This is a genomic window from Variovorax sp. WS11, from assembly GCF_010499245.1.
Classification (GTDB): domain Bacteria; phylum Pseudomonadota; class Gammaproteobacteria; order Burkholderiales; family Burkholderiaceae_C; genus Variovorax.
Window position 1 is genome coordinate 1,063,019 of the sequence record NZ_JAAGOW010000004.1, and the last position, 12,118, is coordinate 1,075,136.

At 63.4% G+C, this 12,118-nt stretch carries 13 protein-coding genes; 7 read left to right on the forward strand and 6 right to left on the reverse strand.

Annotation, left to right across the window (positions count from 1 at the left end; genetic code table 11):
* Positions 1–24: 24 nt before the first annotated feature.
* The gene (locus GXN78_RS34490; RefSeq protein ID WP_164256172.1) at positions 25–267 is read right to left on the reverse strand and encodes a hypothetical protein; all 243 of its coding nucleotides are present in this window, start codon (positions 265–267) and stop codon (positions 25–27) included.
* 86 nt (positions 268–353) lie between these two features.
* Between GXN78_RS34490 and GXN78_RS34495 the strand changes: the two genes are divergently transcribed.
* Both GXN78_RS34495 and GXN78_RS34500 read left to right on the forward strand, forming a co-directional pair.
* Positions 354–626: a hypothetical protein gene (locus GXN78_RS34495; protein WP_106561336.1), complete on the forward strand. Its 273-nt coding sequence runs from the start codon at positions 354–356 to the stop codon at positions 624–626.
* Between the two features lie 489 nt (positions 627–1,115).
* The gene (locus tag GXN78_RS34500) at positions 1,116–1,562 is read left to right on the forward strand and encodes an SET domain-containing protein-lysine N-methyltransferase (RefSeq protein WP_106561337.1); all 447 of its coding nucleotides are present in this window, start codon (positions 1,116–1,118) and stop codon (positions 1,560–1,562) included.
* A gap of 171 nt (positions 1,563–1,733) precedes the next feature.
* Here the strand turns inward: GXN78_RS34500 and GXN78_RS34505 are convergent, their stop codons facing one another.
* On the reverse strand, positions 1,734–2,369 hold the full coding sequence (locus tag GXN78_RS34505; protein ID WP_106561338.1) for a YkgJ family cysteine cluster protein: 636 nt from the start codon (positions 2,367–2,369) through the stop codon (positions 1,734–1,736).
* A 661-nt stretch (positions 2,370–3,030) separates the two neighbouring features.
* Positions 3,031–3,306: a hypothetical protein gene (locus tag GXN78_RS34510; protein ID WP_106561339.1), complete on the reverse strand. Its 276-nt coding sequence runs from the start codon at positions 3,304–3,306 to the stop codon at positions 3,031–3,033.
* A 430-nt stretch (positions 3,307–3,736) separates the two neighbouring features.
* Here GXN78_RS34510 and GXN78_RS34515 point away from each other — a divergent pair, with 430 nt between their 5' ends.
* The 5 genes from GXN78_RS34515 to GXN78_RS34535 all read left to right on the forward strand — a co-directional run bounded on the left by GXN78_RS34515 (position 3,737) and on the right by GXN78_RS34535 (position 9,016).
* A complete protein-coding gene (locus GXN78_RS34515; RefSeq protein WP_106561340.1) occupies positions 3,737–4,864 on the forward strand; it encodes an ABC transporter substrate-binding protein in 1,128 nt (375 codons plus the stop codon).
* 15 nt (positions 4,865–4,879) lie between these two features.
* A complete protein-coding gene (locus GXN78_RS34520) occupies positions 4,880–5,206 on the forward strand; it encodes a PDZ domain-containing protein (RefSeq protein ID WP_239143068.1) in 327 nt (108 codons plus the stop codon).
* A gap of 1,148 nt (positions 5,207–6,354) precedes the next feature.
* Positions 6,355–7,257, forward strand: a complete 903-nt coding sequence (locus GXN78_RS34525; RefSeq protein ID WP_164256174.1) for a universal stress protein — start codon at positions 6,355–6,357, stop codon at positions 7,255–7,257.
* Positions 7,258–7,627: 370 nt separating this feature from the next.
* On the forward strand, positions 7,628–8,155 hold the full coding sequence (locus GXN78_RS34530) for a hypothetical protein (RefSeq protein WP_106559193.1): 528 nt from the start codon (positions 7,628–7,630) through the stop codon (positions 8,153–8,155).
* A 288-nt stretch (positions 8,156–8,443) separates the two neighbouring features.
* The gene (locus tag GXN78_RS34535) at positions 8,444–9,016 is read left to right on the forward strand and encodes an N-acetyltransferase (RefSeq protein ID WP_239143009.1); all 573 of its coding nucleotides are present in this window, start codon (positions 8,444–8,446) and stop codon (positions 9,014–9,016) included.
* Between the two features lie 183 nt (positions 9,017–9,199).
* Here GXN78_RS34535 and GXN78_RS34540 read toward each other — a convergent pair whose 3' ends face one another.
* The 3 genes from GXN78_RS34540 to GXN78_RS34550 all read right to left on the reverse strand — a co-directional run bounded on the left by GXN78_RS34540 (position 9,200) and on the right by GXN78_RS34550 (position 12,024).
* The gene (locus GXN78_RS34540; RefSeq protein WP_106559191.1) at positions 9,200–10,078 is read right to left on the reverse strand and encodes a universal stress protein; all 879 of its coding nucleotides are present in this window, start codon (positions 10,076–10,078) and stop codon (positions 9,200–9,202) included.
* Between the two features lie 546 nt (positions 10,079–10,624).
* Complete coding sequence (locus GXN78_RS34545; protein WP_106559190.1) at positions 10,625–11,446, reverse strand: universal stress protein; 822 nt, start codon at positions 11,444–11,446, stop codon at positions 10,625–10,627.
* Between the two features lie 122 nt (positions 11,447–11,568).
* Complete coding sequence (locus GXN78_RS34550) at positions 11,569–12,024, reverse strand: hypothetical protein (RefSeq protein ID WP_106559189.1); 456 nt, start codon at positions 12,022–12,024, stop codon at positions 11,569–11,571.
* Positions 12,025–12,118: the final 94 nt, after the last annotated feature.

Genomic DNA, 12,118 nt, shown 5'->3' on the forward strand with positions numbered 1-12,118 from the left:
ATCTGCGACTGAAGTGCGCGAGGTTCATGGCGGCAGTTGGTCCAGTTGATCGATCGTGTCGCGCAGGCGCTCGTACGCAATCAGCGTCGCCGCGAAGGCTTCCTTGCCGATGCTGTGCTCGGCCAGCACGTGAAAGACGAACGCCTCGAATCGGTCGCCGACCTCGCTTTCAAGCAGACTGTGGTCCTCCAGGATCACATTGCCCCGGACCAGCAGCTCGGCCATCGCGCGCGCGAGGGACGGATGCGCCTGGTCGTACGCATCCACGAGGGTCTTCAATTCTTCAGGTGTCGCGGGCACATTTCGCTCCTTGCTCAGAGGCGCACCGAGGCCGGCCTGTCAGAATCGGCGCGATGAATCATATCGGCCCCGCCCACGAAATCACCGTCGCCCCGGACCGCGCAACGGTATGGGTCAACGCTGGCGATGGATCGTGCGTGGGCCGCTTCAGCAAGCGATTCGGTGTCGATGTTCATACGACTGCGACCGAGCAGTTGGCTGGCACACCGGAGTGCCTCATGTGCACGCACGGGCCTGCAGATCGAACTGCCTGGCTGCTCTTTGTGGATGCGATGCGCCAGCATCATGGCATCCACATTCCCGACCAGCTGATTGTCTGGTCCTAAAAATCGGTCGCACCTTTGGCGAGGGCTTCGCGGCACGGATATCACGAAGTTCTACAAGCCGGCCGGCTGCACTGCAATTCGGACGGCCGCCGGTAGCGCCTTCGCCCGAGTCGGCGACCGGGGCCGCGCTCGCGCTGACGCCGGCGATCAGCGGCGAGGTTGGCAAGCTGTGGGCCTTGGGTGACGATACTCGCGTCAAGAACAACGCACAGGGCAGCGTGCGCGTGCTCTGGTGAAGTGAGGCAGGCGTGCGAGTGTGAGGGGGCGCGGCGATGCCCTGATGACTGCGCCAGCAGAACACACGCAAGCAGCGATCGCACATACGTCCCGCGGTACAGGCTGTTGTCACCTGGTGCTGCTGAGCTTTCTCGGCTGCCGGACGCCAAAACTTGCCGATCGCCTTTCCTCAAACTCTTCATTGCTGCGGATGGCCTTCGTTCCCGCCGCTGGATAATCGCGCGTTGTTGCCAATCTCCACTTCCAAGCCCGATGCCGTGCCCCACTCCCCTCTTCCACGTTCGCACCAGCGAGATCCATGGCGTCGGGCTCTTTGCAGCGCTGCCACTGCAGGCAAACACCAGGCTGGGCGCGTATGAGGGACGGAGCATGTCTCCGGCCGAGGTGGAGGCGACGGATTGGGAAAGCCATTTGACGTACCTGTTCGGTCTGTCCGATGGCACCGTGATCGATGGTGCCCAGGGCGGCAACGCATTGCGTCACCTCAACCACAGCTGCAGCCCGAACTGCGAAGCGGTGGAGGCATGGGCGCTCGACGGGACGCTGCGGTTGGACATCATCACCTTGTGCGACGTGCGCGCCGGCGAAGAACTGTGCCTCGACTACGCGTTGACCATCGACACGACCCATGCGCCGGAGGCCTATCCCTGCGCCTGCTCATCTGTCGAATGCCGGGGAACGATGGCGGCGTCGGCCTGACTGGCGTTGCCTGCCTTCACGCGGAAGGGCACGCTATTCCAGCATTGCCGTCCTTCTGGCTGCACAAACATGCTCCAGGCGAGGTGATGCATGCAAGCGCCCGTCGCAGGACGCGTGGCATCTAGACGCTCCTCTCACCGCATGGCGAGGCCGCTCAACCGCCAGCTAGACCTAAGACACCCCGGGGAAAAACTCTCGGATGTCCGCATACTGCGTACCGGGCTGTGCCATCAATGCAAAGGCCTTGAGCTTCGTGGCGTCGGCATAGGGCACATCGGCCGGCGCTCCTTCCGCATGGCGGCACAGGAGGTCGTCGTCATCCAGGTTCAGCAGGGTGCGGCACGCCATCGGTCGGAGCTCGTAGACCGAGCAGCGCCCTGCCCGCAGGAACGGACAAGGCGCGAGCGGCCCCGCCTGGAGCTGACGTTCCATCGCGGCCAGGGCCTCCATCGAGCTCTCGTCGGTGACGCGAATGCTGTGCCGTGGCGCGCTCGGCACCCGGCCGGCGGTCCGGCCCAGCAGCTGTGCCTCGACGAGCGAGATCGTCACCGGGATGTGGCAGCAGTGGCTGCAGCTGGTCCGGCATGCCGAGACCGCTTCCATCGGCTTGGCCCAGGCCGAGGCCGCCCGCTGCAGCCAGATCACCCGCTGTGCCACTGTCTTTGCCTTCTGGGAGGCCTTGAGCAACGGCCCGGCACTGGCATCGACAGCGAGGCTGGCCAGCTTGGCCTGGGCGCGCTGCATGGCAAGCGGCAGGCGCTCGCGCTGCTGTTGAGACAGGTTCGTTGAAGCAATGTCGGCCGTCATGCCGGGAGCTTACCGTCAGCCGCTGCAAGGATTTGCAAAGCGCAGCGCGGCGAATCACAAGGAGGCCCACGGGGGCGCCAATCCATTGCGAGTGCTGGAACGATCGTGCACGTGCGCACCTCGGTGGTTGGGGCGCCGACGTCGCGCGCGATGCCGTCACGCAAGGCCGCGCGCAATGCCACCCACCGGCACGACATTCAGCCGCCACTTCGAAAACCAAGTGTCTTCATGGCGGCCCCGATGGCCTGCGCGGCGCCGGCGTAGTCCTTCCACGGCGCATTGCCCTGGTCCAAGCGGGTGTGGATGTTCTGTATGCGGGCAATAAACCACGACCTTCCTTCGAGCGCGACGAAGTGTGAGGCTTCGTGCCCATTTACAACGTGGGCACGGAATGTCAGAGTTGATTTCGGATTCGGCCAGGCGCCTGGTAGTCGGGCACAAGCGCGATGGTCGCAGTATCTATGACGAGCAGGCCAAGCAGGCGGTCATGCTCACGATGACCGCGGGCGGTGGCGGCGGTGGTGGCGGTGGCTGCGGGGCCTGCACCCGCACCTCCCAGCCGAGCTCCCGCGCCCCTGCCCCAACGCCCTGCCCGGCCTAGGTCACGTAAACACCGCCGAGTTGGCCGCGGCCTGCCCCTGAGCGTTTTCGAGCGCCCGGATCACGCCGCGCAGGCGCTCGCGCTCGAGCGAGGCGACCCAGGCGCGGGCGTGCTGGGCTTCGTTGAACGCTGCGCGTGCAGGGCGGCCATGCCCCATCTGCTTTCGAACCAGAGGGCGTAGACCGCGCGGGGCGCGTTGCCGCTGGCCTGGTATCTCTGCAGGGTACGCAGGCTCACGCCCAGATGGCGGGCGATGTTCTTGCGCGACTCCATCTGGTCGGCGAGCAGACAGGTCAGGGTCGGCAGCCGTGCGAATGAGGAGGCGAGGAATGGCATGGAGGACCTCCTGCGAACGGCGAGACGTCGGTGTGCCGGCTCTGCCAGGCCATGTCAGTTTGTCGCGATGTGGTGGCGCCCTCTTCTCCCCTGCGCGGGCGGCCTTTCAGGGGGGAGAGAATGAAAAAACATAACAAGGCATCCAACACAAAAATTGTGGGAGTAAAGTAATGTCGCCTTTCAGCATTGAGATGGCGTAGTAACTCCGGGCGCACTTTTGCAGCGGTTCCGTAGTTCGAGACTCTTTGCGTCGGCTAAGGGGAGTTCACGGGGGCACCGGACAAAACGGCCTGTAGTGCGGAAGGCGCCGAGGAAAAAGTCAATGCAGGGTTACGTGCATTTCTGCACAGTTGCTTCCCCGCCGTGACCAAAGAGCGAATCTTGGCTGGAGGGCTCGCGCTTTAAGATGAATTGATCAACAGCTTGTGCCATGAAACACAAAAAGATTCATCTGCTGGCTTCGGCCGTGACCGTCTTCGTACTGGGATTCTCGCCGGCGGCACAGGCGCAGACCCAGCCGCTCGTGATCGGGCAAACCTTCGTGCAGACCGGCCCCCTGGCGTCTTTGTCGACCGAGCCCCTGGTCGGCATTCGTGCCATGTTGACGACGCTGAATGCGAACGGCGGCGTCAACGGCCGGCCGGTCGAACTGCGCCAGCTCGACGACGCCTACGACCCCGCCAAGGGCTCCGAGAACGTCAAGACCTTCGTCAAGGATGGCGCCGTTGGCATCCTCATGCCCATTGGCACATCGTCGGCGGTCGGCGTCCTGAAGGCGGCCAACGAACTCAAGGTTCCCGTTATCGGCCCTTACACCGGCGCGGGGCCGGTGGCGAAGTTCTCCGAATATGGTTTCCCGGTGCGCATCAGCTTCGACGAGGAGTACAGCCGCATCGTCAACCACCTGTTCACGGTCGGCATCTCAAGCATCGCGTTCGCGCACAACGACAACCCCGGCGCACGCTCGGCGAAGGAGAGCACGGAAAAGTTCATTGCCGAGCGTGGCGAGAAAATGGTCGGCAGCGTGGCAATCAAGAACGATGGCTCCGACGCCGCCGAGCGTGCCGCGGAGTTGGCCAAGCTCAAGCCCAAAGCGGTGGTGCTGGCGGCGACCAACGAAGTGGCGGCGAAGTTCATCACGGCATACCGCGCGGCTGGCGGCCAGACGGCGTTCTATTCGTTCTCGTTCCTGAACGGTCAGAAGCTGTTCCAGGACATCCAGAAGGACGTGGCCGGCGTGGTCATCTCCCAGGTCGTGCCTTCCCCGTGGAACAGCGCGATGCCGGTGATTGCCGAGTACCAAGCGGCCATGAAGAAGATCGGCGCAATCGAGTTCAGCTATGCCAGCCTCGAGGGCTATGTGGCGGCCAAGGTCATGGTCGAGGGGCTGAAGCGGGCCGGACCGAAACCAACGGCAGAGTCGCTGCAGAAGGGCCTCGAGTCGTTCAAGACGCTCGACATCGGCGGCATTGCGGTGTCGTACCGGCCGGGCGAGCACCGCGGCCTGACATTCTCCGAGTTGTCGATGCTCAAGGCCGACGGGCGATACCTTCGCTGAGCTTTTCGGTTGGAGGTGACGCTCATTGAGCCTCCGGCCGGCTCCAGCACCTCGCCCCTTCAGCCGGCGAGCTCAATCGCCGGCACCATTCGCTCCTGCTCCCCGGGGACGATCGGGGGCGGGCTGCTCGTGCGCGATTCCACGGGGCTTGCTCGCAGCGAGGGCATCCGAGCCGGAGACCTCGTTCTTGCGATCAACTCGCAGCGTCTCGACAGTGTGGAGGATTTTCGGCACACCTTATCGCGCTTGCCGACCGGCCACACGGTCGCACTGCTGGTCATGCGCGACCTGCGGCTGGCCTACGTGCCGGTGAGAATTACTGCAAGGCCCGCTTCGCCTTGAAGGCCGCGCTTTCAAACGCCCTCATCTCCCACCTCACGAAAGCCGGCTACGCCATGCCGTTGGGCCCTCTCATCGAATCGCCAGCGCATTCTGAACATGTGCAAAGGCGACGAACCTGGGGATGCTGCGCTTCGATTCGCGCACGCAGTGTGCGACGAGGACCGGCCATCTGCTGGACGGCGCAGATGGTCTTGCGCCATCGATTTCGTGAGTTCCTGCTGACCCAGCAACCCGGTCGCCATCACCCTGCTGCGCAATCAGGCGCGCCTCGTCCTCATTGTGGCTGCGAATCACTCTCGCCGCCCACAGCTTCTACGGGCCGTTCGCCGCACTGATACTTGACCTTGCGAGTTCAGTGCCGGAATAGGATCTCTATCTGGCAAACCGTGTGTGGCTTCTGTTGAAGGTTTACCGATGTCGCCTTACACTCGATGCATGCAAGTCACGGCTTACATCCCCGGCAAGAATCTCACAGCTCTCGATCGCTTGTCATCGGCAGGCAGCGACATGGGCGCGCTTTTGCTCGTGGTGATGACGGCAGGGTCTCAGCAGACCCTCGCACATTCTTAAGCCCGGCGGTCAACCTTTCTTTTTGCGCAAACCCTCGACCGTCGGGCACCAGACCCGCGCGGTAGCGACCCCCTGACATGCGGCCGGTCGCGTTCGAGTGGAGTGCGACATGCATGCAACGATTCGCGGGGAGTCCACACTCCTTGCAAGAGCTTTCGCTCAGCCCCAAAAGACATCCAACCGTCAACGCGTACCGCCCGCGTATGCGAGGCACGCAGCCCAGGCAGTAAGGCGCAGCGCTCTTGAGGCGCCACCCGATCGGCCAGATGTGCAACTTCCCATTGGGCAGTTCCACCTTCGCCAGGAACTGAACGCCTGCCCGGCCAGAACCGGCGGCATGGCTGGACGGTGCGGCATGTCCGTCTCCACCATGAGCGTCGCCGGTTCGCCCGCCCACGCGGGAGCGATGAACAGCGGGAAGCTGCTTCGGCGGCGCAGTCCCAGCCTGAGGGCGCCGACCTGTACCGCCCCAGCGAAGAACCGCCCTCCCCTCCCCGGCTTGCTGCCATTCGCATGGCGGTTGGCCAGCCCTTCTCACGCAGGAAGAGATAACGATGAACATTCGATCAATCCTTGCCGTGACCGACCTGTCGGCGCGTGGCAATCGAACAGTGGAGCGGGCCGCCTTGCTCGCAGTGGAGCACGACGCGCTCCTCAAAATCATGTACGCACCCGCCGCCCGAAGCCTTCGCGTCGACGCAGCCAGCAGCCTCGCCAAGCTTTCCTCGGAAATAGCCGCCAGGCATGGCGTGCTGGTCAAGAAGGTGACGGAAGCGGCCGGTCGCCTGGAAGACGTTGCAGACGAGGCCCGCTGGGTCGACCTCGTCGTCCTGGAGCATGCGTACGAACGCACCGCCACGGCGTTCTTTCACGGTCAACCGGTCGAACGCCTGCTGCGGCTGGTCGGCTGCCCCGTGCTCGTGACCAGGCTCCCGGCCCGCGCAAAGTACAGGCGCATCCTCGTGGCCGTCAACTTCACGCCGGCAGCCAAGGACCTTGTCAAGCTTGCATCGTCGCTGGACAGCGCCGCCGAGGTGGAAGTTTTCCATGCCCTCGTCAGCGCGCTCACTGAAGGCAAGCTGCGCTACGCAAGCGTTTCGGAAGACATCATCAAGGCCTATCGACAGGATTGCGTACGCCAAGCCATCGACGGGATGCGCTGGCTTACCGATTCATGGGACGCGCGGCGCGACCACCTGCGTTCCACGATCAGACACGGCGACCCGGCGCGCCAGGCCGCCACCCAGCAGCAGTGCACGATGGCCGAGCTCCTGGTGGTCGGCAAGCGCAAAAGCTCGGCGCTACAGGACTTCATCTTCGGGAGCATGGCCAAGCGCGTCCTGGAGCGGTCCACGGGTGACGTTCTCATCGTGCCTCACGATGCCCGCGCTTCAACGCGCGCCATCGACACGCCAGGCTCGTCCCTCGCGAAAGAGCGGATGCGAGAAGCGCCCTTGCACATCGGAAAGGAAGCACTATGAGCGCTGCACGTCAGGGTCACCGAGCGACCTTTCTGGGGAACGCTGCCGAGGGGTGGCGGCAGCGCACCGGGGGTCTGCAAAAACGCCGTCCGGGGAGCTCGCCCCGCAGCTACCCTTCCCGGGCGTCTCCGAGGCCAGCCAGGGCGCGGGTGCGCCGCGGATCGGACACTGGCCTGTCGTCCCAGGGGGAGCGGACAACTTTTCCGCCGAGACGACTCGACGCCGAATTCATTAGGCCCGAGTCGTCGGGTGTGTTGTCGGCGCCGTAGTGCGAGTTGCGCTCGCGACGGCGCCATCGATCTCCGCAAGCTGGCCACCAGGAGGCGTGCGTGTGCGGAGATTCCGCAATGAGAACGTCAGGAGGTTCAGGATGTTTGCTGAGTATCAAGAGAAGTTCGATATCTACCCGTTGCGGCAACAGCTGCTGCCGGGGGCAAAAGGCCTGGCGATCTTTGCCACGCGCGGCTTGGTCGAGTGGCTTTCCCGGCCAGACCGGTATGAGATCGTTTGCGAAGGCAGGGGCGGGAAGATCTACGCCGCCAATGAGGCCTCGCTGGAAGAAGCGCAGCAGGTAGTCAAGGCTGCGTACGGAAATCAGGTCATCTCACGCGCGCCGGAGATCCATACGTTCGTCGATCCGCAACTGAATGCAATGGTCGAGCCCATCATGTTTCTGCGCCTGAAGAGCCCAAGGGGCTATACCACGGCGCTGCTGGAGGAACTCGACAGACGACGCGCAAGCATCAAGGAAACATACGTTCAAAACTCCGACATCGTGATCCGGGCTGAAGCCCGGCTCGCCGACCTCATGGGCTATTCAGAGGCGACGCAGGCGATGACCAACGCATCGGCGGTCATCTGGAGCTGGCTGCTGCGCTACGGCATCAGCGACGCCTAGTGCACGAGCCAGCGCCATCCGGCCTGTCTCACAAAGGAATCATCAAGCTCGAGCGCAGGCCGGCGTACCCGTGGCGAGGCTGGAGAGCATGCGCCTCTGGCCTCAGCCGTGTCTACCGAAAGGAAAAGACACGCTGCGCACGACGGCATCGACCTTGACCACCCGTTGTCACGTCGGCCTGCTCGGGGCGTTTGACCTCCGGCCCCTACTTCAGCAGCTCAGTACGGTATGGAGAGACCGTTGACATTTGTATTGCCGAACCTTTTCGCTTCTTGGGTCAGACGCCCCATGGCACTGCGTATCGACGTTGATCCGGCAGCGACGAGTACGAGCGGCGCACTGGCCCCTGTCTACGAACGCATCAACACCCCGGGCGACCGCCTTCACGGCATTCCCTCCATCCGGCTGGAGGATCCAGAACTACGGATCCGGTTTCGTGAGGCAGACGGAGAGTTCTATGTGTATGTCGAAGACGTCCGTCGTGGGTGCTTGGCCGGCTACACCGTCTTCAATCGATTGGTCGAGCTGGGCCGCCAGGCGGACCGCTACGTGAGAGCACCGCATTCCCGGTACGAACCGAACTACCAGCGACGCGGGTTGGCTTCCGGCATCTATCGATGGGCCCTGGATTCCGGACTATGCCTGATGACAGGCGCGCGGCAGTCACACGCAGCACATGCCCTTTGGCGGAGCCTGGCCCATCACTACGAATCGGGCTTCGTTGACCTTCGCCATAAGCATCTGACGTACCTGGGACGCAAGGTGTCAGATTCGACGCTCGCCCAATTCGAGACGCGCATGTTCCTGCTTGGGGGTGGATGGACGCAGCGCCAGTTCAAGGAAGCGGTGAGAATGTCGTAGCAGCTCACTTGTCCGGGCCGCTACTGCGCGCAATCCACAATGCTGCCCGGCGGCTTCCGCCAAACGACGCCCGCGTGATTCGTTGGACTTCTCATTGGCTGTCTGGGGGAGGCAGCGAACAAGTGCCCATCGACCTGTTGCGCTGCCTGCCTCGCGCGCCCCCGCCCACTCGCTTCGAATATGTCACAGCGTCTTTCGCTGGACGACGGAGAATGCGCCCCGTCCGTCACCCAGCTCGGCCTTGATACGAAGGTTCGCCGCGGCTCGAGAGGAGGTGCGATGGTCATGGGGCACGACCAACACGTCGCTTGTCGCCCAACTCAGGAGCCGCTGCGCAAACCCGCCGAACAGAAAGTCAGCCAACGTCGAAACCCTGTTCTTGCCGACAACAACCAGGTCCGCGCCCGTCGCCTGTTGCTGGACGAAGGTTTGGCGCGAGGGGTCCCCGTGCCCGACGGAGGTCCTCACCCGATACCTGGTCGGGCCGAGCGACTCAGAGAGCCGGACTAGCCGTTCCTCGGCATGGCGCCGAGACTCCATGGTTTCGTGCAGCGTGCTTTGAGAGTGGAAGAGCTCCAGCTCCGATTCGACGTCGAAGGCGCAGGCGTACCGCACCAGCTCCCTCGACTCATCGCTGACGTCGACGGCGACAAGCACGCGACGATATCGCGAGGATGGTTCCCGCGTGACCACCAGCACCGGGCATTGGCAGCGGCGCACCAACTGGTCAAACGTTGACCCCTGCCAGAACCTCATCAAGATGCGATGGTGTCGATGATCGATGACGAGCAAATCGGCGCAGGCGCTTTCCTCGACCACTCGATCGACGGTGTCGCTCGGCCTGGAGACAGCTTCTACGGAAATCCCGTGGCGCCGAGCCAACTGTTGTGCACGCTGCGCCAGGCGTTCGAAAGGATCTCTGAGATTCGGATTCGGCACATCGACGAAATACATGATGCGAAGTTCAGCACCATGCTCAACGGCAACCAGCGCAGCGCGGTCAAGTGCTTGCTCCCCCTGCGCCGAGAAGTCCGTGAGTGCAAGTACTGATCTGATGGTCATGATGATTCCTTGGCAAACAGATACCACCCCCTCGCAGCACGCGCGGGGGAAGGCATGACAAAAACTGAGGCCAGTGGCCTTAGGGTGTGCAGTTGACGCCGGTTTCGCGCGGCCATTGCCCGCCGTGCGGCTTCATCGGCTGTTCGAGATCAGCCAAGTGAGCATCCGCATATCGTCAGAAGCGGCATGCACGGGCACTCCCACGAATGCGGCCGAACCGCGGAAAGCGGTGGCCGCCGCGGCGCGGGGGCTTGGGCCCGGCGATTGGTGGATTGCGCTAAAGAGGAAGAAAGCCTATCGCCGGGCTGAGGAATGTGCGGCCAGCTGGCGAGATCTCGCCCTGCTTGCCGCCGTGAGCACCAGCACGGCCGTCCCCGTCAGAAAGATCAGGACGGTTGCAAGAGTGCCGAGAGGGACAGCCAGGAAGCTCATGCAAGTATGTTAAGAAGTCCGCTCACAATAGGCAACCAAGCCCCCACCTTCCTTGCCAGATAGAGAACCAGCCTCGACGTAGTGCCAGACATGTGCATTGGCCAGCGACGGGCATCAGGAATGCCAGTACCCGGCAATGTCGACCATCCGGGCTTCGGACTGAACTTCGGGGGGGAGTTCCAGCTGGTCGAGTCGGGCGCTACCGGGGCCGGACACCTCACCAAGCCGCGGGCTGGTCACCCGGCAAGAGCGGCACAAGAGCACATCGCTTCGTGCGTCAATGACCACCCGCTCCGTCACGCTGCCGAGAATGATGTCCTCGAGCTTTGACCGGCTTCGCTTGCTCATGACAATCAGATCGGCGTCGATCCGCGTCGCGCGAGCCAGGATTGAGCGGCCCGCCTGGCCGCGCTCAAGATGCGGATGAAAACGTGGCGTGCCAAGCTCATGACGCGCCAGCATCGCCCGCAGGCGGGTCCATACCCTGGCTGTGGCCCCTTGCCGGTACGCACGGATGCTCGACTCGCTGAGGCCCGCCAGCCGCAGCTGTCCCTCGTATCCAAGCTCGTAGGCGTGTAGCACATGGACCTCGGCCTCTGGGGCCAGGGCGAGGACGGCTTGCAGGGTCGCATCGGCGTTGTCGTTGAGGTCGACCGGCACCAGGATCCGCCGGTACGCGGCCGCGGGATCTTGCCTGACCACCAGGATGGGGCGATCGCATTTGGTCAGCAGACGGCGCGCTGTCGTGCCCAGCAGCGCGCGCCGGACCAGACCTGAGCCACGGGCACCCAGCACGAGGAGATCACCTGCCGCCGATTCGCGAAGAATCTCGTCGAGCAGCGAGCCAGCCAGGACCTGGGTGTTCACCCGGATCGAATGATGCGCCGTTGCGTGCGCGGCGAGCGTCGCGAGTGTGATTTTGGCATGGGCAGGCAACGCCCGCCTGAAGCCGGCCGCCGGAGGGTCGTGCGCTGCGACCTGCGCGAAGGCCTCACGCGCGATGCGTCGCCGCCCTCAGATCCTCCGGTGCGCAACCCGCACCAAGCCGAGCGGTGCCCTTATGACGCGAAGAACCGCCGGAGGTAGCGATCCTCCTCTCCGCGTGATTCACAGTGGTACGTGGCGGAAATCATCTCCCGGATCGTCTCCCCATTTGGCCCCGACTTCTCCTCCGCATAGCTCAGATCCACGGCGGCAAGTTTCTCAGGGTCGACCCCACCCTTCGGCATGGGGTGGATGGTCCAGATATCAGCAAAGTCAAGTGTCTGTCCGTTTGACAACTTGATCTGCGACAGCATCTCCCGTACATCCTGCGCGCCAGCGCCATACCTCAGTGCATAACTGAACTTTGGCTCAATGGTGACGTCGATGTGGGGCTTCCCGCTCTTGAGAGTGATATCGCAAACAATCCCTTTGAGGGCCATCCATTCAAGCTGATGAATGAGAAACGACGCTCGAAACCCAAACCCCGTCTCAATCATCTTCTCATTCCGCGCGCCATCGAATCTGCTCATGAGTCCACCAATCTGAGTTTCATTGCGACCGGACACTCTCCAACCCAGCGACGCTTCGAACCATCGTCGTCCCCGGTCGAAATGCGACCCAGTG